The organism is Streptosporangium sp. NPDC000095 (assembly GCF_042899335.1).
In the GTDB taxonomy this organism is placed as follows: domain Bacteria; phylum Actinomycetota; class Actinomycetes; order Streptosporangiales; family Streptosporangiaceae; genus Streptosporangium.
Genome location: NZ_JBIAZS010000003.1, coordinates 401,198 through 422,249 on the forward strand (window position 1 = coordinate 401,198; position 21,052 = coordinate 422,249).

The following is a 21,052-nucleotide window of genomic DNA, read 5'->3' on the forward strand; positions in this document are numbered from 1 at the left end:
CTGCTTCCAGCGGGTTAAGCCCGTCTCGCTACGTCGTGCCGCGCGTTTTCGAGGGGTCTCGCTCGTCGTCCTCGCCCAGGCGTTTGAGAAGGTCGTCGCGCCTGGCTTCGAGCTCGCCGACCAGGATCTCCTGCTCGTCGGCCTGATTGATCAACATTGCCCGTTCGACGGCGTCGGTGGGGCCGATCTCTCCCACCTGCCCACGCAGCTCCGCGACCTCGGCACGCAGTCTCTCCAGGTCCTCTTCGACCTGCCGCAGTTCTTCCTGAAGACTCATTCGCTGTCCATACCCCTGCTTTCGGCCTTGACTCCACGGCCTTGACCTCACGCTCCGGGCCATAGCGGCCCGGTGACCGGGAGACGCATCGCGCGGTGGCGGAACCTGATCGACTCGACCGGTGTATCTCCCGCATGAGAAGAATTCTTTTACTTCTGGCGCTCATCGTCCCCCTGCTGGCCCTGGGCGCCCCGGCGCGGGCGGGAGGCTGGGCACTCACCGTGATGGACCCGGTCCCGGTGACGAGCCCGGACACGACGTACACCCTCGGCTTCTGGCTGCTCCAGCACGGCACCCATCCGTACGAGGGTGACGACCTGGGTGAGGTCGCGCTGGAGTTCACCGACGGGAAGAAGACGCTCCGGTTCCCCGGCGTGGCGCTGAAGGAGCCCGCCCACTACGCCACCGCGGTCTCCCTGCCCAAGGGCACCTGGGAGGTGACCGCGATCCAGGGCTGGTTCCCGTCCTACCGGATCGGCACCCTGGCCGTGCCGGGACGGTTGGAGGTCGCCCCGGTTCCCCCGGACCTCAGGCCGGCGATCACCGGCCAGCAGCCGCCTGAGGAGGATCACTGGGGGGCGATTCGCCCGCCGAGGATTCCCCTCGGTGACGGCACTCCCGGCTTCCTCCCGTACAGGTCCGCCACTCCCACGCCCGTCGCCACCCCGGCGGCACCCGCCGGAGGCTCGCCAGGAGAGACGACCACCGTCGCGGTCGTGGAGCGGGGAACCTGGTGGCGGCGCGGGTACGCGGTGACGGCGCTCGCGGGGGTCGCGGGGGTCACGATCCTCGCCGCGCTCGTCCACCGGATGCGGCGGGGCCGGATCACCGGCGTTCCGCCTCGGTGACCCCCTCCCGTGTCCGGTGACCGCCGTCGCGTTCGGCCGGCATGGACAAGGAGCCCGTGACACGCGAGGTGTCACGGGCTCCTTGTCACTGTTCGTCTTTATGTCAGTCGTCGTCCTGGTCGTCATCGTCATCGTCATCGTCGATGTCGTTGGCGTCATCGGCGGCGTCGGCGGCCCGTTCCGCGGCGGTCTCGGTCTCCTGCTCGTGCTCCAGGATCGCGCCGGTGGTGGCGTCGACGTCGAACTCGTGCTCGACGTCACCCTCATGGAACTCGATCTCCCACTTGGTGGGAGTCTCGTCGCCGTCGAACTCGGTCTTGACGAGCTTGGCGCCGGGAACCTTGTCCTGGGCGATCTTGATGGCCGCGTCCCGGCCGACCTTGGCCTCCGCCTCTCCGGGCGCGGGGGTCGCGGGAGCGGTGCCGGTCCCCGGCGTCTCGTTGACCGGCGCGGGAGTCGTCGCCGTACCGCTGGGGGCCGGAGTGGGCGTCGCGGTTCCGGCGAAGGCTACTGCGCTACCTCCGGTGACGACGGCGAGGAGTCCGGCGGCGGCGATGGTGAGTTTCGTCGTGTTTCGCATGTCCCAAAGCTTGCCGGGGGCGTCGTTAGCGGCACGCTGCGGCAACCCTAAAGGCAGGTTAAGACCGTCGAGCGGTTCCGGGCCTCGGATTTCGCCCCCCGTCGGCCCTTTCCCGATGAACCGGCCATGCCGATGCTGCGTACCTGCCGGTGAAAGCGACCTCGAAATCGACGGCGCGAGCCGGGACCAGTCGCCTGGTCCGGCTCGGGTCCGGGCGCGATCCGCCGTCGTGCCCTCGCGTCGTCGATGACGCGGATCTCCACGCCGGAAGGACTGGGATGGACGACATCACGGCCTGGCGAGGAGTCCCTGCAGGGACTCCTCGCCTCCGCTCGGAGGCTTCGTGCCCCTCGTGGTGCGAGCGCGAGCATTCCACCACGTACGTCACCCACACGGCCGACATCGCCGAGCTGCGCAACCCCGACGGGTCCACGGTGACCGTCACGCTCTCCCAGCACGTCCAGCCGGGGTACGTGGGGGAGCGGGTCGTGCGTGTCTACACCTGCCTCGGTGCGGAGACCGGCATCGCCGACCTGTCACCGGACTCCGCGGAGGCCGTCGGACGTTCGATCGTCGCCTTCTCGCCCGACGGGTCCATGCGCGCGTACGGGCTCGCCCTGCAGCGGGCCGCCGCGCACCTGCTGCTTCCCGGGCTGGAGATGTCCCGCGACGGGCAGGGCGCGACGGGGCCGGTCAAGGTGTCCGCCCCCACCGCCGTGTCGCCCTCGCAGGAGAAGCTGTTCAGGATCGCGTACCTGTCCGGGTACCTCGACGTGACCAGGGCGCCGGCGCCGTTGAGCGGGGGAGTGGTCGAGCGCCGTCTCAGCCGGGTGCTGTCGCCGAGGGAGACGAGCGAGTTGTGCGACATCGTGCGCGGCATGCTGTCGCGCCGTACCGCCGCGAACCGGGGAACCCTCCGCGACGACGCGTACGAGGACTCGGGGGACCTCGCCGCGGGGCTGTAGGGCCGAGCGGCTTTACCGGCGATTCCCTAGGGGTGATGAATTCACCGACATTCGCCTACAAAGGTAGATTTGTAGCTATCTGCAGTCGCAGATGCAAGTGCAAACGCAAGTGCGTGTCCGGCGGAGCTGTGCGAAACACGCTGTATGTGTGAAACTGTGGCACCGTAGGAAGGCGCGACAGGGAGCCCGCATGGCCGGACAGACCGCGAAAGACAGCGGTGAGCAGGGTGGCGTTCTCGCGTACGCGGGTGGTGGCGGTCCCACGATCCTGCGGATTCTGCTCGGCGCCCAGCTGCGGAGGCTGCGCGTCGCCAAGGACATCACCCGCGAGCAGGCCGGTTACGCCATCCGTGCCTCCCACGCCAAGATCAGTCGGCTGGAGCTCGGGAGGGTCGGCTTCAAGGAACGCGACGTCGCGGACCTGCTGACGATGTACGGGGTGACCGACCCCGAGGAAAGGGCCCCGCTGCTCACGCTGGCCCGCCAGGCCAACGCCCCCGGCTGGTGGCACAAGTACGGAGATCTGCTGCCCAACTGGTTCGAGGTCTACGTCGGGCTCGAAGAGGCCGCCTCGATCGTCCGGACCTACGAGGTGCAGTTCGTCCCGGGCCTCCTGCAGAGTCCCGAATACGCGCGGGCCGTCATCATGCTCGTGCACGGCGCCGCCTCCACCGACGAGGTCGACCGCCGCGTCTCGCTGCGGATGGCCCGCCAGAAGCGCCTGACCAGGCCGGACGCCCCGACGCTCTGGGCCGTGATGGACGAGGCCGTGCTGCGGCGGCCCATCGGCGGCCCCCACGTGCTGCGCGCCCAGCTCGACCACCTGCTCGACGTGGTCGAACTGCCCAATGTCAGGCTGCAGATCATGCCGTTCGAGCGGGGCGGCCACGCCGCGGCCGGCGGTCCGTTCTCCATCCTGCGCTTCCCCGAGCGGGACCTGCCCGACGTGGTCTACATGGAGCAGCTCACCAGCGCCCTCTACGTGGACAAGCTCGAAGAGACCGACCACTACATGCAGGTCATGGACCGTCTGTGCATCCAGGCGTACTCCGTCTCCGAGAGCAAGCGGTTCCTGCGCGACCTCCGCGAGGAACTCTCGGTCTGATGCGGTTCGGCGTGGTTTCACGGGACCGGTGAGGTCCGCTGACCTGGGGAAACCGCATTCGGTCATCAGACGAAATGTCGGTTCATGATCTGAAGGCGTCGATCACTCGTCTACCATTCGAGAAAGAGATGGTGAAGGCGAGGACATGACTGAACACGAGCAGGCTCCGCCGGGAATCGACCCTACGGTCCCGAGTGTGGCTCGTATGTACGACTACTACCTGGGAGGCAAGGACAACTTCGCCTCCGACCGGATCGCCGCCGAGAAGATCGTTGAACTCGTCCCCAACGTCAAGGACGTGGCGCGCTCCAACCGCGCCTTCCTCGGGCGTACCGTGCGGCATCTCGCCGCCTCGGGAATCCGCCAGTTCATCGACATCGGCACGGGACTGCCGACCCAGGAGAACGTGCACCAGGTCGTCCTGCGCGAGGCGCCGGACTCCCAGGTCGTCTACGTCGACAACGACCCCATCGTGCTCGTCCACGCCCGCGCACTTCTCGCCGACAACACGCAGACCGTGGTGATCCCCGGTGACCTGCGGGAACCGGGGGCGATCCTCGACCATCCGGAGGTTCGCGAGCGCATCGACTTCGACCAGCCGGTCGCCGTCCTCATGGTGTCCATCCTGCACTTCGTCGCCGAGGACAAGGAGGTCGCCGACATCGCCGCCTCCTTCGGGAAGCGGCTGGTCTCCGGCAGCCACCTGGTGATCTCCCATGTCACTTCCGGCGACCTCACCGAGGAACAGGTCCGGCAGGGCCGCGGCGTCTACGGGACGACCACGGCGGGCGGCATCTTCCCCCGCACCCTCACCCAGATCCGCGGCCTGTTCGACGGGCTGGAGGTGCTCGAACCCGGCCTGGTGCCCGTCTACGACTGGAGGCCCGACGCCGGCGACGTCGTCATCCCGCCGGGAGCCGGCGCCGTCACCGTGGGAGCCGTCGGGCGGGTCCCGTAGAAGTCTCGTCTCCCGTCCGCGTTCCTCCCCGGAGCGCGGACGGGAACCTCGGAAGAGTGTGAAATCCCGGAGCGCGGAACCTTGGCGGGGCCGTGGGACACCCGGAGCGGGGGGCACGACGTCCTTTCCGGTCCCCGGGTCCCTCACGGGACCCTCGGTTCCGTTCGGGCGCCCTCGGCGCGAGACACGGTGACCGCGCTCCCGATCGGCGACGCCCGCGAACGGTGAACCCGCCGGGGCCGGTGAGCGTATCTGAAGGATGTTGACACATTCGCGCCGGACCGGTGTCGCCAGGAACCTCCGGGTGGTCGCCACGGTGATCCTCACCCTGTCCTTCTCCCTCGCCTGCAGCGCGGACCAGCCCGCGAGCGCCCCCGCCGCGGCCGGAAACGCCGTCCCCGCAGTCCCCGCGGGCCCGCCTCCGACCGTCGAGCAGCTCGCGAAGAAGGTCGACTGCAAGCCCAGGATCCAGGTCGACGCGGTCGACATCCGGACGGGAGCCTGCAAGACCTCCGTCGGTCAGTTCTTCATCAGCACCTTCGTCACCCAGTCCGGCAAGGACCAGTGGATGGACCAGGCGCCGGAGTACAACCCCCACCTCGTCGGAGAACTGTGGACCGTACTCGGCGCCAGGAAGGTCCTGGACGAGTTGCGCGTGACGCTCGGAGGAGAGCTGCACCTGACCGACCACCGGGTGACCCCGACCTCCACACCGCCCGCCGGGTGACATGTGCCCCCCTGCTCCGCACCGGGTGAGCGCCCGGTGCGGGCGGGGGCGCCGCTTGTCATAGCGGTGCTAGATGTGCGAGCGGCGTTATTAATAACAAGGGGCGACTTAATAGCGGTGCTAGCATCAGCGTGATGTCCACACAGGAGCGCCGTGAGCGCGAGCGGGCGCGGCGCCGTCGGCTGATCGTGACGGTCGCCCGCGAGCTGGCCGAGGCCGAGGGGTGGGAGGCGGTCACGACGCGCCGTCTCGCCGAACGCATCGAATACAGCCAGCCGGTCCTCTACAGCCACTTCGCGGGCAAGGACGCCATCGTGGCGGCCGTCGCGCTGGAGGGTTTCGCCGAGCTCACCGCGGAGCTGGGAAAGGCCCGACTGAGGGCGGAGGATCCGCGCGAGGCCCTCTCCGCCCTGATCCACGCCTACGCCGACTTCGCCCGGCTGAACCCGTCGCTGTACGACGCCATGCTCACCCTCGCCGTCGACCTGCCCTTCGGCCGTCCCGGCACGCCGGCCCCGCTCCAGGCCGCCTTCGCCGAATTCCGTGAGGCGATCGCAGCCTTCGCCGACGACCGCGACACCGGAGTCCTCGCCGAGATCGCCTGGGGGTCAGTGCACGGACTCGTCACCCTCACCCGCAGCGGACGTCTCCCGGCGGCCCACCACGAGCGGCGGCTGGCGATGCTGATCGACCAGCTCACCGCGCCCGCCGGCGGTGGCCGTCCCGCGCCCGCCGCCGGCGGTGGGTGATCCCGCGTAGGCGTTTCCAGCAGAATTATCGGCGGGGGCGAACTTTATCCCTGAATGAAATAGACGCGGCATTGCCTGCTGATTCGCCGGTCCGTAGCATCCGTCCCATGTCCATCACGCGTGAGTTCGCCTACGCATCATCCTCGCGTCCCGCCGACGGTGAATGTGTCTGGTATCGCTCAAAGGGCGATATTTACGACTTGATTCGCACGGGCAGCGACGGAGATTTCCGATACCACGCCTTCCACGCCCGCGACGGCCGCTATCTCCAGGCCTTCGCCTCCTGGCAGGACGGCCTGGAGTGGATCAGGGAGCGTGTCGAGGGCGAGTGAGCGGGTGGCGGGGCGACGCGGGGTGGTCACGGGGGGAGGCTCCGCGAAGCGGTCGCGACGAGCGTCACCGCACGGCGCGACCGGCGGCAGGTGCCGCGAAGGAGCGGTCAGGGCACCGGACGCAGCGCCGGGCGACGGTCGGGCAGGTCGAGCAGTTCGCGCACCCGTGAGACGGGCCAGGCCAGCTGGGCGGCGAGCAGTTCCGTGGTCAGGCCGGTCTGCGAGACGGCGAGCTCGAAGGCCCGGTGCAGCAGCACGGGCTGCTCGTCGGGGTGGCCGCCGATCGGCTCGGCGGCGAAGCCCGGCTGGTCGCGCAACGTCTTGAGCCGCCGGTGGGCGCGGCTCGCCGCGGAATCGGAGATCAGGCCGGCCTCGCGGCAGCGATGCAGCAGGGAGTCGACCGGCACGCCCCATGTGCGCTTGAGCTCGACCAGCCCGCGCAGGTCGAGGCGGTCCGGCAGCTCCGGCAGGATGCTGTCGCGCGGGGTGAGGAACTCGGCGGCGAAGACGTCGGCCTCCCGCTCCTGCCGGACGTCTCCCGAGGCCGTGTCGCCGTGCAGCACCAGGTGGCCGAGCTCGTGGGCGGCGGTGAACCGGTGGCGGTGAACGTCGTCGCACCGGTTGGCGGTCAGCACCACGATCGGGCGGGGCAGCCGGGAGGTGGAGAAGGCGTCCACCGTGATGGTGTCCTTGTCGTCCTCGTCGTCCTTGCCGGGTGGGAGGAAGACCACGACGATCCCGTGGGCCTCCATGTGCCGGACGAGGTGCGACAGCGGGCCGGCGCCCAGCCCCCAGAGCCTCCGCAGCGCGCGGGCGGCCCGGGCGGGGTCGCCGGGCGGCTCCACGCCGGAGTGGACCTCGCCGCCGGAGGGACCGGGAAGGACGACGGGGGGCAGCCCGACCTGACTCTCCAGCGCGTGGGCCAGCTCCCAGACCTGCTCGACGAAGGCCGCGGCCTTGGCCCGCTGGTACGCGCGGGCGGAGCGCGGGCTCCCGAAGTGCGCGATGGAGCCGTCCAGCCTGCCGTGCGGGCGGCCCAGCAGGAAGAACGCCGGCGGCACGCCGAGTGCGTCGGCCAGGCGGGGAACGAGGTCGGGCCGGGGGCGGCTCATGCCCGTCTCGTACTGTCCCACCGCCGCGGGGGTGACCCCGATCCGCTCGGCGAGGTCCTTCTTCGTCATCCCCGCCAGCTGCCTGGCCTGGGTGAGCCGCCCCTGGTCGAACGCGTCGGCGACGGCCTGCGGGCTCTGTGCGGAGTTCCGCCGGTCCATGGGCGACCTCCGCTCACGCTTCGCCCGGTGTCAGGCGATCACCGCCGACACTTCATTTCCGTGCATCGTACTCCCGCTGTGACCCTATTTGATGTTGTATGTCCCCGTATCACGGTCGGCGCCGCTCGGTGGGTGAGGCTCCGCCAGAATCCGCTCGGCCTCCTCGTCGGTGAACAGCCGGGAGCGGATGAGGAAGCGCACCCCCTCGGGGGCCTCCAGGGAGAATCCGCTGCCACGGCCGGGAACCACGTCCACCGTGAGATGGGTGTGCCGCCAGTAGGCGTACTGGGAGGCGCTGATCCAGAACGGGGTGTCCAGAGCCAGCACGCCCAGCAGCAGGTCCACGCCGCCGACCCGGAACTCGCCCCGGGGATAGCACATGGGCGAGCTGCCGTCGCAGCAACCGCCCGACTGGTGGAACATCAACGGGCCGTGTCGCCGGTGGAGCACGGTCAGCAGTTCCTCGGCCGCGGGGCTGAGCCGCACCCGCTCCACTCGGAGCGGATGCGGCTCACCGGTGGGGCCGGTCGGCATCAGAAGAAGCCCAGTCTCTTGGGCGAGTAGCTGACCAGCATGTTCTTCGTCTGCTGGTAGTGGTCCAGCATCGCCCTGTGGTTCTCGCGGCCGATGCCCGACTGCTTGTAACCGCCGAACGCGGCGTGCGCGGGATAGGCGTGGTAGCAGTTGGTCCACACCCGCCCGGCCTTGATCGCCCGGCCGAACCGGTAGGCGGCGTTCACGTCGCGGGTCCACACCCCGGCGCCCAGGCCGTACAGGGTGTCGTTGGCGATCTTCAGGGCCTCGTCCTCCGAGTCGAAGGTCGTCACCGACACGACCGGCCCGAAGATCTCCTCCTGGAAGACGCGCATGTCGTTACTGCCCTTGAAGACCGTCGGCTCGATGTAGTAGCCGCCGTCCAGACCGGGAACCGTGCGCGGGCCGCCGCCGGTGAGCAGCTCGGCCCCCTCCTTCAGCCCGATGTCGATGTAGGACAGGATCTTCTCGTACTGGTCGTTGCTCGCCTGCGCGCCGATCATGGTGGCCGGGTCCAGCGGGTCGCCGCCGACGATCGCCCTGGTACGGTCGAGCGCCCTGCTCATGAACTCGTCGTAGATGGACGCGTGGATCAGGGCCCGCGAGGGACAGGTGCACACCTCGCCCTGGTTCAGGGCGAACATCACGAAACCCTCGACGGCCTTGTCCAGGAAGTCGTCGTCGGAGGCCGTGACGTCGGGAAGGAAGATGTTCGGGCTCTTACCGCCGAGCTCCAGCGTCACCGGGATGATGTTCTCCGAGGCGTACTGCATGATCAGCCGCCCGGTCGTGGTCTCGCCGGTGAAGGCCACCTTCGCCACGCGCGGGCTGGAGGCGAGAGGCCGGCCCGCCTCCGCGCCGAACCCGTTGACGACGTTGATCACACCGGGCGGGAGCAGATCGGCGATGAGCTCCATCACCAGCAGGATGCTGGCGGGAGTCTGCTCGGCGGGCTTGAGGACGACGCAGTTGCCCGCGGCCAGGGCGGGGGCGAGCTTCCACACCGCCATCAGGATGGGGAAGTTCCACGGGATGATCTGGCCCACCACGCCCAGCGGCTCGTGGAAGTGGTAGGCGACGGTGTCCTCGTCCAGCTGGCTGATCCCGCCCTCCTGGGCGCGGATCACCCCGGCGAAGTAGCGGAAGTGGTCGACGGCGAGCGGCAGGTCCGCGGCGAGCGTCTCGCGCACCGGCTTGCCGTTCTCCCAGGTCTCGGCGACGGCGAGCCGCTCCAGGTTCTCCTCGATACGGTCGGCGATCCGGTTGAGGATGTTCGACCGTTCGGCGGGCGAGGTCCGGCCCCAGGAGTCGGCCGCGCGGTGGGCGGCGTCCAGCGCCAGGTCGACGTCGGCCGCGGTGGAGCGGGCCACGCTGGTGAAGGTCTTCCCGGTGACCGGGCTCGGGTTGTCGAAGTACTCCCCGTTCACCGGGGGCACCCACTCGCCGCCGATGAAGTTGTCGTACCGGGCGGCGTAGGTGACGATGCTTCCTTCGGAACCGGGTGGTGTGTAGACCATGACTCCGCCTTCCTTCACATGGCTGTAACAGAGCCAACGATGGAGGGCCGAGGTTGGTGAAAGGTTGGCGTCCGGCCGATGCCGGGGGAGGGGCGAGGTCAGTCGCTCCGCGCCGTGCGGTGGCGGGCGAGCGCCACGGCCCTGCGCGGGTCATCGGCCCCGAGGACCGCGAGGGTCCGCTCGTGTATCTCCAGGTCGTACGGGTGCAGCTCGCCGAAGCGGAACACCGGACCCGGACCGGGCCAGCGCAGCACCGCCTCACGCAGCGCGACCTCGATGTGCTCGCGCCAGGTCCTGACCCCCGGCGCGTCCGACCACGGCAGCAGAGGACCGCCGTAGAGCCGCGCCGCCGTCTCCACCCGCCCGGCGCCCAGCGCGGCGAGCACCTCGACGGCGTCGCAGTCCAGGGGCGCGGTCAGCTCGTAGCGCCGGGTGGCCAGCGCGCCGGAGAGCGCCCGCCGCAGGTGGGAGACCTCCGCCTTGAGGGTGGTCGCGGCGACGTGCCGCTCGCCGTACAGCTCGTCCATCAGCCGCTCGGGGGACATCCCGGGGCCCTGCGGTCCCGAGAGAGCGAGCAGGGTGAGGATCTCCAGCTGGCGAGGGGGCAGCTTCAGGGGAACGCCGTCACGGGTCAGCTCGGCGCCGCCGAGGGCGCGCAGCCGCAGGCCGCTCTTCTTGCCGGTACCTCCGGCGAAGAAGCCCTGAACGGAGGGTCCGCTCGCGGACGGAGGGCTCATCCGTTCGGCCAGCCGGCTCTCGATGGCGCCGACCAGGGTGTGCAACGCGGGCATGGCGAGGGGATGCGAGCGCTCCCAGGTGCTCGACAGGTCGAGCACGCCGAGAACCCGGCCGCCGGGGGACCGGATCGGGGCGCAGTAACAGACCCACCCGTGCAGGGCACGCACCAGGTGTTCGGCCGAGAACACCTGGGTCGGGCGGCCGGTGCGCAGCGCGAGGGAGAGGGCGTTGGTGCCCATGGCCTGTTCGTCCCAGCGACCTCCCGGGGCGAAGTTCACCGCCTCGGCCCGCCGTCGCATGACCCGGCCGCCGCAGGTCCACATGATGGTGCCCGTCTCGTCGGTGACCGCCGCGATGAAACCGCCGTCCTCGGCGATCCCGCGCAGCTCGTCGGCGACCGTGGCCAGGGGCTCGCGCAACGGCGAGGCTCTCCAGCGCTGCAGGGCTTCGCCCTCCTCGGGGGCGCTGTCCTGCTCGGGTCTCACCGTCGCGATGGACCGGCCCCAGGAGTCGACGATCTCCTTCCTGAGCCGCTCGCGGTCATGCGGACGCCCGCCCTGGACCCAGCGTGCCCACTCCAGCTCCAGGTTGGTGCGATGCCGGCGTAGCGCCTGGCTTCCTTCCATGCCTGCCTCAAACCCGTCGACGCCTACCGTGATGATGCCTCACCGTGCGCCGGGACGCACCCCTTCGGGACGCGCGTTCACATCTCGGGCGAGCGTAAAAGGACCTGCGAATTGTCGGTGGGGCAGGGAAGGATGGCTCCATCATGGTTATCACCCCCTCCCTTCCTTTCGCCGCCACGACCTCCCCGAGCGGGGACATCGTGGTCTTCTACGTCGGCGTCGAGCCCCGCATGACACCGGAGCAGGCGCTCGCGTTCGCCGACCGGCTCCGTGACCTCGCGACCGCCGTGTCGCGCCCGGGTCGCGAGGAGCACCGGTCGGCGGGCGCCGGATGTCCTGATCGTGCCATGGCCTATTCGGGGTAATCCCTTTCACTCTCCGTGGTCGTTGCGTAGCGTTCTGCCTGTCGTGGCTCCCGGGTGAGGGAGCCGCCTCGTCGACTCGTCATGCCCCCTGATGCCCAGGGCGCTCCCGGACGCGTCGATATCGGATACGGAAGGACAGAACATGCAACCCTTCGAGCTTCCTGACTTCTATCTGCCGTATCCGGCCAGGCTGAACCCCCACGTGGAGACCGCGCGAGAGCACACCAGGGCCTGGGCGTACGACATGGGCATCCTCGACCCCGACCTCGGCATCTGGGACGAGCGCAAGCTCGACGCCATGGACTACGGCCTGCTGTGCGCCTACACCCACCCCGACGCCCCCGCCGCCGAGCTCGACCTCATCACCGACTGGTACGTGTGGGTCTTCTTCTTCGACGACCACTTCCTGGAGACCTTCAAGCGCAGTGGCGACCTGACGGGGGCGAAGGAATACCTCGACAGGCTGGCGGCCTTCATGCCGGTGCATCCCACGGGGCCGCCTCCCGAGCCGGAGAACCCGGTGGAGCGCGGCCTGGCCGACCTGTGGGCCCGGACGATCCCGGCGATGTCCGCCGACTGGCGGGCACGCTTCGTCGAGAGCACGAAGAACCTGCTGGACGAGTCCCTGTGGGAGCTCGCCAACATCAACGCGGGACGCGTCGCCAACCCGATCGAATACATCGAGATGCGACGCAAGGTCGGCGGCGCCCCCTGGTCGGCGAACCTGGTCGAGCACGCCGCGGGCGCCGAGGTCCCGGCTGTCATCGCCGCGAGCAGGCCGATGCGCGTGCTGCGAGACACCTTCTCCGACGGGGTGCACCTGCGCAACGACCTCTTCTCCTACGAGCGGGAGGTCGGCGACGAGGGCGAGCTCAGCAACGGCGTCCTGGTCTTCGAGCGGTTCCTGGGCTACGACACCCAGCGGGCCGCCGACGCGGTCAACGACCTGATCACCTCCCGGCTGCACCAGTTCGAGAACACCGCGCTCACCGAGCTGCCCCCGCTCTTCGAGGAGCACGGCCTGGACCTGAAGTCCCGCCTCGACGTCCTCGCCTACGTCAAGGGACTCCAGGACTGGCAGTCGGGCGGCCACGAGTGGCACATGCGCTCCAGCCGCTACATGAACGGGGCCTCATCTGCCGACCCGGTGGCCCCGGCCCTCCTCGGCGGGCCCACGGGCCTGGGCGTCTCGGCGGCGCGCATCCGGCTGGCGCCCGGCATCACGGGCCCGGGGGGCCCGAGAAGCCACACCCACGTCCCGCTCAGGAAGGTGGGGCCGCTGCCGCTGCCCGAGATCTACATGCCGTACACGGCCCGGATGAATCCCAACCTCGACAGCGCCCGCCGCAACACGGTGGAATGGGCGCGCGAGATGGGGATGTTCGAGCAGCTGCCCGGCTTTCCCGGCCTGGCGATCTGGACCGAGCACAAGCTCGACACCTACGACTTCGCCATCTGCGCGGGAGCCATCAATCCGGACGCCCCTGGCCCCGAGCTGGACATCTCGACCTTCTGGCTCACCTGGGGAACCTACGCCGACGACTACTTCCCGGTCGTGTTCGGGTCCCGCCGCGACATGGCGGGCGCGAAGGCGTTCAACGAGCGGCTGTCGGCGTTCATGCCGCTCGACCTCTCCGCCACCCCGCCTCCGGTCAACCCGATCGAGCGCGGCCTCGCCGACCTGTGGTTCCGTACGGCGGCCTCCATGACGGAGAGCGCGCGCGCCAAGTTTCGCCGGGCCGTCCAGGACATGACGGAGAGTTGGCTGTGGGAGCTGGCCAACCACATCCAGAACCGGGTCCCCGACCCGGTCGACTACATCGAGATGCGCCGCAGGACCTTCGGCTCCGACCTCACGATGAGCCTGTCGCGCCTGGCCCACGGCCAGGCGGTGCCGCCCGAGATCTACCGCACCCGGACGATGCGCGGGCTGGACGACTCGGCCGCCGACTACGCCTGCCTGGTCAACGACCTCTGCTCATACCAGAAGGAGATCCAGTTCGAAGGCGAGCTGCACAACTGCGTGCTCGTCGTTCAGGACTTCCTGAACTGCGATCCGCAGAAGGCGGCCGACATCGTCAACGACCTGATGACGTCGAGAATGCGGCAGTTCGAGCACATCGTCGCCACCGAACTCCCCGCCCTCTTCGACGACTTCGACCTCGACGGTGAGGCGAGGAAGACCCTCGACGGATACGTGCGGGAGCTGCAGGACTGGATGGCGGGTGTGCTGCTGTGGCACATGAAGACCCGCCGCTACGACGGGGCCGAGCTGCACCACCCACCCGCGACGACACGTCCTCTCGTCCTCTCCGGGCTCGGCACCGCGGCCGCACGCGTCGGGTCCCCGCTACGGGCGGTGCCGGCCTCGCTCTCCTGACGCGACAGGGGGTTCGGGGCCGGAGCCTTCCCACTGTCTCACCGGAGGTGTCGGCGGGTGAGGGGCGGCCGTCTGGGCTCGACGGTCCTCAGGAAAATCTCGGCTGCCCCTCGCCGAGGAGCGCGCCCGTCGCGTTCTGAAGTCGTACCTGCGTGGCACGGGTCGTGGCCGCACCCACGCCTGCGCTTCCGTCTCCCGTTTTGTTCGCGGGTCCGTCTGTGCCTCCGGGGTCGTCTCCTCGTCGTCCGTCCGCGGCTTCTCCTCCGGGCCCGTCTGTGCCGATGGCCCCGTCCTGATCTCGGGGATCGCCGGTGCGGTGACGACCTCGGTGCGAGGCTCGCCGACGGGCCGCCGGGTGGCCAGGTCGAGGACCGTGCCGTGGCGGCTGGTCGCGGCGTGCGAGGCGGCGAACAGGATGAGCACGTTCACCAGCTTCAGGAAGAGCAACATGCCCACCGCACCCGCGACCACCTTGTACGCGGGATTCGCTGAACTGATGTTGAAATAGACCTGTCCGATCGTCTTCAGCAACTCCAGGCCGATGGTGATGACGAGGGCCGGTCCGACGACCCGCCGTGGCGACAGGCGCAGCCGAGGGGGCAGCGTCATCAACGCCGTCGAGAGCAGGAAGTTCACGCAGATGCCGAGCACGAAGGTGGTCGTGGACAGAGCCCAGCGCGCCGGTAGCGCCTCGACCCCGATCGTATGCTCGGCCAGCCAGATGAGCGCGCTCTGGGTGCCGAAGGAGAGGGTGAGCGAGATCGAGAGCAGCAGCCCGAGTGCGACCATCACGGCCAGGTCGAGCAGCCACCGCAGGAAGAAACCGCCCGGATACTGCTCCAGGCCCCAGACCGCCCGGATGGAGGAGCGCATCGAGTCGATCCAGAACACGCCGGTCAGCGGAAGGCCGAAGAAGGCGATCAGCCCCGCCGTGTCCCGCGCGTCGCGCAGTGCCTGCACGTCCAGTCGCGGGAACGTGTCGCTCAGGTAGTCCTCCACCTGACCGAGCGCGGCGGGGGTGTCCAGCACATGGCCCATGATCACGAAGGACAGCAGCGCGAGCGCGAAGGTGGCGTAGAACGCGTAGTAGGTCATTCCCGCGGACAGGCGGCCCGCGTCGGTGCGGTCGTAGTGGACGGCCGCCCGGACAAGATGGTCGAACCAACCGCACCGGTTCCGTACCGCGGTCCATGCTCCGACGAACCCGCTGGTCCACCGGCTCGCCCCGGAGGTGGCCTTCATGACTGGGCACCCTACCCTCAGGTGGGCGTTTCACCGCTGGTGAGTCGGGGCGACGTCGCGATTCCTGTGACAGCGGAACGTCTTCACCGAGGAGGAGCCGCGGCGACAGACGGAGAGGGGGCGCGAGCGCTTCGACGAGAAATGACCTTGTTAGCGGCCAACGCCGGCCGAGGTACGAAGGCGCCGGAGAACCCCTGGTCCCGCGCTCCTGCCCTGATCGGCAGGTCAGGTGTGGTCGCTCCTCTCCCGCGGACCGGCCGGTGCGGAGGAGGCGGTCAGGTAGGGGGCGAGGAGTTCCCGGGTCCGCGCGCGGATGTCGCGCTCGTCCGATCCGGACTCGATCATCTTGGAGGCCGCGTACACGACGGCGTTGATCAACTCGGCGGTCGTCTCCGGAGCGGGCGCGCCCATCTCGGCGAGCGCCCCGACGAGCGGGTCCAGCATCTGCCGGTGCATGACGCCGCTCTTCTCGTCCAGTTCCCTGCCGGGGGCGACGACGGTCAGGGCACGGGCGATGGCGTGCTCTCCCTCGGAGACCAGGCACAGGTTCGTGTCCACGTAGGCCAGGACCCGCTCGCCGGGGGTGGGGGCGACGCGCATCGCCTCGGTGACGCGCTCGGACCAGCGGGGGAAGACGTCCTGGATCAGGGCGTCGAGCAGGTCCTGCCGCGAACGGAAGTACTGGTAGACCGACGAGCGGGCGAGCCCGGCACGGGCCGCGACCTCGGCCAGGGCCGGGGCCTGCTCCGCCCCCTCGGCGAGGATGGCCCGGGTGGCGTCGAGGAGGGTCCGCAGCTGCGCGGCACGGTGCTCCGCGACCGTGGGAGCACTGATACGTGGCACGGACCCTCCTCGCTTTCAGCCGGACAGCCGCCCGTCGGTCATCTCCACGATCCGGTCGCAGTGCTCAAGCACGTCATGGTCGTGGGTGACCATCACGGTAGCAACCGCGGACTGCTTGGTCTCCTTGGCCAGCAGGGACACCACCTCGTGGCTGCGGGCCCGATCCAGCGCGGCCGTCGGCTCGTCGACCAGCAGCAGGGACGGGGTCGCCATCAGGGCACGGGCGATACCGATTCGCTGGCGCTCGCCACCGGAGAGCTGGTGGGGACGCCGGTTGGCCTTGTGCCCCATGCCGACCTCCTCCAGCAGCTGCCGGGGATCACGGTGGTTCTCGCCGCCCCCCGTCAGATGTGTCACCAGACGCAGCTGGTCGAGCGCGATCAGCGCGGGCAGCAGGTTGCCGCTCTGGAAGACGAACCCGATGTGGTCGCGGCGGTAGGCGGCCCGGTTCGCGGGGCTCATGGTGGCGATGTCGTGACCGTCGATGGTGACGGTTCCCTCGTCGGGGGTGGTCAGCGCCCCGGCGACGGCGAGCAGGCTCGACTTCCCCGCTCCTGAGGGGCCGACGACGGCGACGAACTCGCCCGGTTCGACGCTCAGGTCGACGGTGTCGAGCGCCGTGACGGTGCTGTCGCCGTCCCCGAGACGCAGGGTCACCCCGGCGAGGACGAGCCCGCTTCCGGTGTCGGCGGCAGGACGGTCCTTGGCGCTCTTCGTACGGGTCATCGTTGTCCTCCCAGGGCGGCCAGCGGGTCGACGGCGGCGATGCGGACAATGGCGGCGGCCGCGCCGAGCAGGCCGAGGACGACCAGCAGCACGCTCGCGAGGCCCACCGCGGGGGCTTCGAGAGTGAAGGGGATGCCGCCGCCGATGGCGCTGCCGAGGCCCACTCCGACCGCCACGCCGACGCCGGTGGAGGCCAGCAGGACGACGAAGGCCTGGAACAGGCCGTCGCGCAGCAGGTAGGGCTTGGAGGCCCCCATGGCCCGGAGCACGGCGAGCTCGTGCTTGCGCTGGATGGTCCACACGGTGAAGAACGCGCCGACAACGAGGGCCGAGATGGCGTACAGGAACACCTGGATGAGGCTGAGTGTCGAGGTCTCGGCGGTGTAGCCGGGCGAGGCGCCGAACGATTCGGTCAGGGTGACGCTGGTGGTGCCCGCGGCGCCGTCTCCGGCCGCGAGGTTCAGGGTGGCGCCGCTCTCGGCCCGGATGGCGACGGCCGTCGCCTCGGTCATCGCCTCGGGGCGTACCTCGTCGTCGGGGCCGGCACCGGTGTGCAGCCGCTGCCAGGTGGCCAGCGGCAGGTAGGCGACGTCGACGTGACCGAAGGTGTGCTGGTCGGCCGTCGCGCCGATCACGGTCAGCTTGGTGCCGATCCGGTCGACGGTCACGACGTCCCCGACGCGCAGGCCGTCGTCCAGCGCGCTGGCCGACACGACGATCCCGTCCGCCGCGCCCAGCCCGGTGCCCTCGGCGACCTCGGGGGCGAGGAACGAGTCGGGGTTCACCCCGAACAGGGCGAGGTCGATCGGCAGGTCACGGTCGCTGCGGGTGTTCACCAGGAGGTTGCCGAAGGGCTCGGCCTCGGCGACGCCCGGCTGGGTCCTCCAGGTGTCGACCTGCTTGACGTCGACCACGCTGCGAGAGAACGCCGCGTCCAGCTTGGTGCCCTCGCCGAACGCGAACGCGGTCACCGGGAGGCGCTTCAGTCCGGAGACACCGTCGTTCACCAGGCCGGACGAGAGGCCCGACAGCAGCACCATGAGCACGGCGATGAGCGCGACCACACCTCCCATCAGGATGAAACGGGAACGCGCGAACCGTAGTTCGCGCATGGCAAGAAACATTTTTCCTCTCCTTTCTCGGTGGTCATGCAGTTTCTCGACACAGTGTCGGCAACTATACCGACAGCGTGTCGGGAACATGTCGCGGGCAGTTGGAAGCGGTAGGGACGGCGCCGGGTCGGATCACCCCGAGGTGTGCGAAGCGGCTCGGCTGGTCGCGACGGTGCGGCAGCGCATATGTTTGGGGCGACCGTCGCCGACGAAAGCGCGGAGATCGTGGCAGAAGATGGCGTACCCCCTGTCCCCGGCACCGTGGCCACCGCCCGGATCGGTGCGGCTCTGGCCGTGGCGTCTGCGTTGAACTACCTCCTCTGGCTGGGCTGGGACCGGGAACGGGTTGTCGAGTCGGACGGGAGTCTCAGCGGCCCCTATGAGGCGTGGCAGGTGGTCGGCCTGGTGGCCGGCCTGGGAATCCTCGCCGTGCTGGCCGGCAGGCTCGGCCTCCCCAGGATCGGCACGCTCGGCGTCGCGGGTGTGATGTGGTTGTGCTGGTCGATCGACGCCGCGATGTCGGACGACGGCGGTCTGTGGGTCGTGGGCGCGGTGATGTTGCTGCCCGCCGTCCTGCTCGGTGTCGGTCTGGTCGCGTTCCTCGCGGCTTCCGGTAAAACCGCCGGTCGGAAGGCCCGGCCTGGGGAGTGACCCGCGCGCGGGACTCGCCGACCCCTCTCACCTGCGCGGTGGCGGTGGCCGGTTCTGTCGAGGGTGCGGGTCCGTCGGTGGTGCGGCCGCCGCGTCCTTGTCGTAGGAGCGTCCTTGCGGAACGCGCCCCTTGAGGTCGCGACGGCCGGCGTCTATGACGGCGACCACCGTCCCGCTGCCTCCGAACAACCGGTGTGCCTGCTCGATCCGCGGCGCGCCCAGGTGCCGGAGGCGGCGGGAAATTGACGCTCACTCTTGACGGCAGCAATGTTTGCGTTAACGCTTTGGGCGGAAACCTCCGCGAAATCCCCTCGTGACTTTCGCGGTTCGTCATCCATTTCTTGTTAGCGTTAACATTTGTTGGGAGATACGAGCATGCTGCGCATCACCCCCCGCGCGGCGGTCGAGACCGTGACGATCCGGCGAGCGGGCAGCCGAAAGCTCCTGTGCCGCTCGTCGCGGTCGGCGGTGACGGCCGTCATGGTCGTGCTGAGCCTGATCGCCACCCTGCTGACCGCCCCCGCCGCCCATGCCGCACCGGCCGTCCAGTACACCAACCCCCTGGTCGCGCAACGAGCCGATCCCCACATCTTCCGGCACACCGACGGCTACTACTACTTCACCGCCACCGTTCCCGAGTACGACCGCATCGTGCTGCGCCGGGCCACCACCCTGCAGGGTCTGTCCAGCGCGCCGGAGACGGTGATCTGGCGCAAGCACACGAGCGGTGAGATGGGAGCCCACATCTGGGCGCCGGAGATCCACTTCATCAACGGCAAGTGGTACGTCTACTTCGCCGCCGGCCGCGCCGACGACGTCTGGCGGATCCGGATGTACGTCCTGGAGAGCAGTGCCGCCAACCCCCTGACCGGAAGCTGGACCGAACGCGGCCGGATCGTCACCCCCTGGGACACCTTCGCGCTGGACGCCTCGACGTTCGTCGCGGGCGGCGTCCGGTATCTGACCTGGGCGCAGCAGGAACCCGGCATCGCCACCAACTCGAACCTGTACATCGCCCGGATGGGAACCAACCCGTGGACCATCACCGGGCCGACGACCCGGTTGACCGTACCGACCCTGGCCTGGGAGACGCGCGGATACAAGGTCGCCGAAGGGCCGTCGGTGATCCAGCGCAACGGCCGGATCTTCCTCACCTACTCCGCCAGCGCCACCGACGCCAACTACTGCCTCGGCATGCTGACCGCCTCGGCCTCGGCCGACCTGCTCAACGCCTCCTCCTGGACCAAGAGCCAGAATCCGGTGTTCGCCACCAACGCCGCGACCGGCCAGTACGGGCCGGGGCACAACTCCTTCACCGTCTCCGAGGACGGGCAGAGCGACATCCTCGTCTATCACGACCGCAACTACCGGGACATCTCCGGCGACCCGCTCAACGATCCCAACCGACGTACCAGGCTCCAGAAGGTGTACTGGAAGGCCGACGGCACCCCCGACTTCGGCATCCCGGTACCCGACGGGATCTCGCCGGTGCGGTTGAGGTCCTACGACCAGCCCGACCGTTTCGTCCGGCACTGGGAGTATCGGGCCCGGATCGACGCCAACGTCGCACCGCTGGCCGACTCCCAGTTCAGGATCGTCCCCGGGCTGAACGGTGGGACGACGGTGTCGCTGGAGTCCACCAACTTCCCCGGCTACTACCTGCGGCACCGTAACCACCAGGCGTGGGTGGAACGCAACGACGGCTCGGCGATCTTCCGCGCCGACGCCACCTTCACCCGCAGGACAGGCCTGGCCGACGGTTCGGCGGTGTCGCTGGAGTCCGTCAACTTCCCCGGCTACTACCTGCGCCATCGCGACCTCCAGATGTGGGTGGAGCGCGACGACGGCTCGGCGACCTTCCGCGCCGGTGCCACCTTCACCCTGGAGTGACCCGCACCGTCGTCAGCGTCTGATCACCTACCGGCCGACGGCCGGCATGGTCGCCTTCGAGCACAACCTGTTCCTCGTTGCGGTTCTCTTTCTGTGCCGGTGCGCTGAGAACCTTCACCCGGGTAGGCGGCGCCCATGGACGGCGAAGAGTTCCTGTCACACCTCATCGTGATAGGAGTTCTTCGCAGACGGCACCGCCGGCCACGCCCCGGCGGTGCCGCCATACCCGTGTCAGGAGAGTGGACGCACGTCCACGCCGTAGCTCAGGCGGTCGATCCACGTTGGTCCGCAGCTCGCCATGCTCCACTGACCGCTGTTGGTCGTCACCCATCCGCCGTCCCTGCGGCCGTTGCTGCACTGGACCCACGCGCGGAACTCGTAGGCGGGACCGATCGTCGCGCATCGGGCGGAAAACGAGTTCTGACCGAAGGTGTAGTCACAGCCGTCGGCCCCTGCCGACGCCGGGCTCAGCGCACTCGACCCGACGGTAACGGCTCCCACCGCGAGCACGGTCGCGGCGAGGACACGCAGGATTCTTCTCATACCCTCTCCTAAACACTGATGACAGCTGGCCGTTCAACGTTCCGTACAACCCGGTTCGCGCCTTACTCCGGGG

23 protein-coding genes are annotated in these 21,052 nt (G+C 69.4%); 12 read left to right on the forward strand and 11 right to left on the reverse strand.

Annotated features, from left to right (window positions below; all coding sequences use genetic code 11):
• Window positions 1–28: 28 nt before the first annotated feature.
• On the reverse strand, window positions 29–277 hold the full coding sequence (locus ACFY3V_RS10120) for a hypothetical protein (RefSeq protein WP_350945307.1): 249 nt from the start codon (window positions 275–277) through the stop codon (window positions 29–31).
• A 134-nt stretch (window positions 278–411) separates the two neighbouring features.
• Between ACFY3V_RS10120 and ACFY3V_RS10125 the strand changes: the two genes are divergently transcribed.
• On the forward strand, window positions 412–1,125 hold the full coding sequence (locus ACFY3V_RS10125; RefSeq protein ID WP_389771942.1) for a hypothetical protein: 714 nt from the start codon (window positions 412–414) through the stop codon (window positions 1,123–1,125).
• 103 nt (window positions 1,126–1,228) lie between these two features.
• Here ACFY3V_RS10125 and ACFY3V_RS10130 read toward each other — a convergent pair whose 3' ends face one another.
• Complete coding sequence (locus ACFY3V_RS10130; protein WP_389771945.1) at window positions 1,229–1,705, reverse strand: PepSY domain-containing protein; 477 nt, start codon at window positions 1,703–1,705, stop codon at window positions 1,229–1,231.
• 278 nt (window positions 1,706–1,983) lie between these two features.
• Here ACFY3V_RS10130 and ACFY3V_RS10135 point away from each other — a divergent pair, with 278 nt between their 5' ends.
• From ACFY3V_RS10135 to ACFY3V_RS10160, 6 genes are all read left to right on the forward strand, one after another.
• On the forward strand, window positions 1,984–2,670 hold the full coding sequence (locus ACFY3V_RS10135; protein ID WP_362899857.1) for a DUF6907 domain-containing protein: 687 nt from the start codon (window positions 1,984–1,986) through the stop codon (window positions 2,668–2,670).
• 190 nt (window positions 2,671–2,860) lie between these two features.
• A complete protein-coding gene (locus ACFY3V_RS10140; protein WP_362899859.1) occupies window positions 2,861–3,775 on the forward strand; it encodes a helix-turn-helix transcriptional regulator in 915 nt (304 codons plus the stop codon).
• Window positions 3,776–3,920: 145 nt separating this feature from the next.
• Window positions 3,921–4,733, forward strand: coding sequence for an SAM-dependent methyltransferase (locus tag ACFY3V_RS10145; RefSeq protein ID WP_362899861.1), 813 nt, complete (start codon window positions 3,921–3,923; stop codon window positions 4,731–4,733).
• Window positions 4,734–4,992: 259 nt separating this feature from the next.
• Complete coding sequence (locus ACFY3V_RS10150; RefSeq protein WP_362899863.1) at window positions 4,993–5,460, forward strand: hypothetical protein; 468 nt, start codon at window positions 4,993–4,995, stop codon at window positions 5,458–5,460.
• A 134-nt stretch (window positions 5,461–5,594) separates the two neighbouring features.
• The gene (locus ACFY3V_RS10155; RefSeq protein WP_362899865.1) at window positions 5,595–6,209 is read left to right on the forward strand and encodes a TetR/AcrR family transcriptional regulator; all 615 of its coding nucleotides are present in this window, start codon (window positions 5,595–5,597) and stop codon (window positions 6,207–6,209) included.
• Window positions 6,210–6,316: 107 nt separating this feature from the next.
• Window positions 6,317–6,541, forward strand: a complete 225-nt coding sequence (locus ACFY3V_RS10160; protein ID WP_350945315.1) for a hypothetical protein — start codon at window positions 6,317–6,319, stop codon at window positions 6,539–6,541.
• 107 nt (window positions 6,542–6,648) lie between these two features.
• On the opposite strand, the gene ACFY3V_RS10165 is transcribed toward ACFY3V_RS10160, so the two are convergent.
• The 4 genes from ACFY3V_RS10165 to ACFY3V_RS10180 form a co-directional block, all read right to left on the reverse strand.
• Window positions 6,649–7,812 (reverse strand): helix-turn-helix domain-containing protein, encoded by a 1,164-nt coding sequence (locus ACFY3V_RS10165; RefSeq protein WP_389771952.1) that lies wholly within the window; start codon window positions 7,810–7,812, stop codon window positions 6,649–6,651.
• Window positions 7,813–7,896: 84 nt separating this feature from the next.
• The gene (locus tag ACFY3V_RS10170; RefSeq protein ID WP_389771955.1) at window positions 7,897–8,346 is read right to left on the reverse strand and encodes a DUF779 domain-containing protein; all 450 of its coding nucleotides are present in this window, start codon (window positions 8,344–8,346) and stop codon (window positions 7,897–7,899) included.
• The gene (gene adh / locus ACFY3V_RS10175; RefSeq protein ID WP_362899871.1) at window positions 8,346–9,863 is read right to left on the reverse strand and encodes an aldehyde dehydrogenase; all 1,518 of its coding nucleotides are present in this window, start codon (window positions 9,861–9,863) and stop codon (window positions 8,346–8,348) included. Before adh ends, ACFY3V_RS10170 begins: the two co-directional genes overlap by 1 nt.
• Before the next feature lie 98 nt (window positions 9,864–9,961).
• Window positions 9,962–11,227: a GAF domain-containing protein gene (locus ACFY3V_RS10180; RefSeq protein WP_389771959.1), complete on the reverse strand. Its 1,266-nt coding sequence runs from the start codon at window positions 11,225–11,227 to the stop codon at window positions 9,962–9,964.
• Window positions 11,228–11,370: 143 nt separating this feature from the next.
• On the opposite strand from ACFY3V_RS10180, the gene ACFY3V_RS10185 reads away from it, so the two are divergent.
• Window positions 11,371–11,592: a hypothetical protein gene (locus ACFY3V_RS10185; protein ID WP_350945322.1), complete on the forward strand. Its 222-nt coding sequence runs from the start codon at window positions 11,371–11,373 to the stop codon at window positions 11,590–11,592.
• Window positions 11,593–11,734: 142 nt separating this feature from the next.
• Window positions 11,735–13,972 carry a family 2 encapsulin nanocompartment cargo protein terpene cyclase gene (locus ACFY3V_RS10190; RefSeq protein WP_389771963.1) on the forward strand — a complete coding sequence of 746 codons (2,238 nt, stop codon included), beginning with the start codon at window positions 11,735–11,737 and terminating at the stop codon, window positions 13,970–13,972.
• On the opposite strand, the gene ACFY3V_RS10195 is transcribed toward ACFY3V_RS10190, so the two are convergent.
• The 4 genes from ACFY3V_RS10195 to ACFY3V_RS10210 form a co-directional block, all read right to left on the reverse strand.
• Complete coding sequence (locus ACFY3V_RS10195) at window positions 13,943–15,214, reverse strand: YihY/virulence factor BrkB family protein (protein ID WP_389771966.1); 1,272 nt, start codon at window positions 15,212–15,214, stop codon at window positions 13,943–13,945. The two genes, ACFY3V_RS10190 and ACFY3V_RS10195, sit on opposite strands and share 30 nt — an antisense overlap.
• Before the next feature lie 225 nt (window positions 15,215–15,439).
• Window positions 15,440–16,057, reverse strand: a complete 618-nt coding sequence (locus ACFY3V_RS10200; RefSeq protein ID WP_362899880.1) for a TetR/AcrR family transcriptional regulator — start codon at window positions 16,055–16,057, stop codon at window positions 15,440–15,442.
• Window positions 16,058–16,072: 15 nt separating this feature from the next.
• On the reverse strand, window positions 16,073–16,783 hold the full coding sequence (locus tag ACFY3V_RS10205) for an ABC transporter ATP-binding protein (protein WP_389771969.1): 711 nt from the start codon (window positions 16,781–16,783) through the stop codon (window positions 16,073–16,075).
• Complete coding sequence (locus ACFY3V_RS10210; protein WP_389771972.1) at window positions 16,780–17,907, reverse strand: FtsX-like permease family protein; 1,128 nt, start codon at window positions 17,905–17,907, stop codon at window positions 16,780–16,782. The genes ACFY3V_RS10205 and ACFY3V_RS10210 overlap by 4 nt, the downstream gene beginning before the upstream one ends.
• Before the next feature lie 174 nt (window positions 17,908–18,081).
• Between ACFY3V_RS10210 and ACFY3V_RS10215 the strand changes: the two genes are divergently transcribed.
• From ACFY3V_RS10215 to ACFY3V_RS10225, 3 genes are all read left to right on the forward strand, one after another.
• A complete protein-coding gene (locus ACFY3V_RS10215; protein ID WP_389771975.1) occupies window positions 18,082–18,546 on the forward strand; it encodes a hypothetical protein in 465 nt (154 codons plus the stop codon).
• Between the two features lie 114 nt (window positions 18,547–18,660).
• The gene (locus ACFY3V_RS10220) at window positions 18,661–18,792 is read left to right on the forward strand and encodes a hypothetical protein (RefSeq protein WP_389771978.1); all 132 of its coding nucleotides are present in this window, start codon (window positions 18,661–18,663) and stop codon (window positions 18,790–18,792) included.
• 129 nt (window positions 18,793–18,921) lie between these two features.
• Window positions 18,922–20,436: a family 43 glycosylhydrolase gene (locus ACFY3V_RS10225; protein WP_389771981.1), complete on the forward strand. Its 1,515-nt coding sequence runs from the start codon at window positions 18,922–18,924 to the stop codon at window positions 20,434–20,436.
• Between the two features lie 231 nt (window positions 20,437–20,667).
• Here the strand turns inward: ACFY3V_RS10225 and ACFY3V_RS10230 are convergent, their stop codons facing one another.
• On the reverse strand, window positions 20,668–20,979 hold the full coding sequence (locus ACFY3V_RS10230; RefSeq protein ID WP_350945327.1) for a hypothetical protein: 312 nt from the start codon (window positions 20,977–20,979) through the stop codon (window positions 20,668–20,670).
• Window positions 20,980–21,052: the final 73 nt, after the last annotated feature.

What these genes read in the sequence shown, in the direction of transcription:
- ACFY3V_RS10125 (WP_389771942.1), top strand. Translation starts at nt 412, where the DNA reads ATGAGAAGAATTCTTTTACTTCTGGCGCTCATCGTCCCCCTGCTGGCC.
- ACFY3V_RS10165 (WP_389771952.1), bottom strand. Translation starts at nt 7,812, where the DNA reads ATGGACCGGCGGAACTCCGCACAGAGCCCGCAGGCCGTCGCCGACGCG.
- ACFY3V_RS10170 (WP_389771955.1), bottom strand. Translation starts at nt 8,346, where the DNA reads ATGCCGACCGGCCCCACCGGTGAGCCGCATCCGCTCCGAGTGGAGCGG.
- ACFY3V_RS10180 (WP_389771959.1), bottom strand. Translation starts at nt 11,227, where the DNA reads ATGGAAGGAAGCCAGGCGCTACGCCGGCATCGCACCAACCTGGAGCTG.
- ACFY3V_RS10120 (WP_350945307.1), bottom strand. Translation starts at nt 277, where the DNA reads ATGAGTCTTCAGGAAGAACTGCGGCAGGTCGAAGAGGACCTGGAGAGA.
- ACFY3V_RS10160 (WP_350945315.1), top strand. Translation starts at nt 6,317, where the DNA reads ATGTCCATCACGCGTGAGTTCGCCTACGCATCATCCTCGCGTCCCGCC.
- ACFY3V_RS10225 (WP_389771981.1), top strand. Translation starts at nt 18,922, where the DNA reads ATGCTGCGCATCACCCCCCGCGCGGCGGTCGAGACCGTGACGATCCGG.
- ACFY3V_RS10190 (WP_389771963.1), top strand. Translation starts at nt 11,735, where the DNA reads ATGCAACCCTTCGAGCTTCCTGACTTCTATCTGCCGTATCCGGCCAGG.
- ACFY3V_RS10230 (WP_350945327.1), bottom strand. Translation starts at nt 20,979, where the DNA reads ATGAGAAGAATCCTGCGTGTCCTCGCCGCGACCGTGCTCGCGGTGGGA.
- ACFY3V_RS10135 (WP_362899857.1), top strand. Translation starts at nt 1,984, where the DNA reads ATGGACGACATCACGGCCTGGCGAGGAGTCCCTGCAGGGACTCCTCGC.
- ACFY3V_RS10145 (WP_362899861.1), top strand. Translation starts at nt 3,921, where the DNA reads ATGACTGAACACGAGCAGGCTCCGCCGGGAATCGACCCTACGGTCCCG.
- adh (WP_362899871.1), bottom strand. Translation starts at nt 9,863, where the DNA reads ATGGTCTACACACCACCCGGTTCCGAAGGAAGCATCGTCACCTACGCC.
- ACFY3V_RS10130 (WP_389771945.1), bottom strand. Translation starts at nt 1,705, where the DNA reads ATGCGAAACACGACGAAACTCACCATCGCCGCCGCCGGACTCCTCGCC.
- ACFY3V_RS10205 (WP_389771969.1), bottom strand. Translation starts at nt 16,783, where the DNA reads ATGACCCGTACGAAGAGCGCCAAGGACCGTCCTGCCGCCGACACCGGA.
- ACFY3V_RS10215 (WP_389771975.1), top strand. Translation starts at nt 18,082, where the DNA reads ATGTTTGGGGCGACCGTCGCCGACGAAAGCGCGGAGATCGTGGCAGAA.
- ACFY3V_RS10155 (WP_362899865.1), top strand. Translation starts at nt 5,595, where the DNA reads ATGTCCACACAGGAGCGCCGTGAGCGCGAGCGGGCGCGGCGCCGTCGG.
- ACFY3V_RS10210 (WP_389771972.1), bottom strand. Translation starts at nt 17,907, where the DNA reads ATGTTTCTTGCCATGCGCGAACTACGGTTCGCGCGTTCCCGTTTCATC.
- ACFY3V_RS10140 (WP_362899859.1), top strand. Translation starts at nt 2,861, where the DNA reads ATGGCCGGACAGACCGCGAAAGACAGCGGTGAGCAGGGTGGCGTTCTC.
- ACFY3V_RS10150 (WP_362899863.1), top strand. Translation starts at nt 4,993, where the DNA reads ATGTTGACACATTCGCGCCGGACCGGTGTCGCCAGGAACCTCCGGGTG.
- ACFY3V_RS10185 (WP_350945322.1), top strand. Translation starts at nt 11,371, where the DNA reads ATGGTTATCACCCCCTCCCTTCCTTTCGCCGCCACGACCTCCCCGAGC.
- ACFY3V_RS10195 (WP_389771966.1), bottom strand. Translation starts at nt 15,214, where the DNA reads ATGAAGGCCACCTCCGGGGCGAGCCGGTGGACCAGCGGGTTCGTCGGA.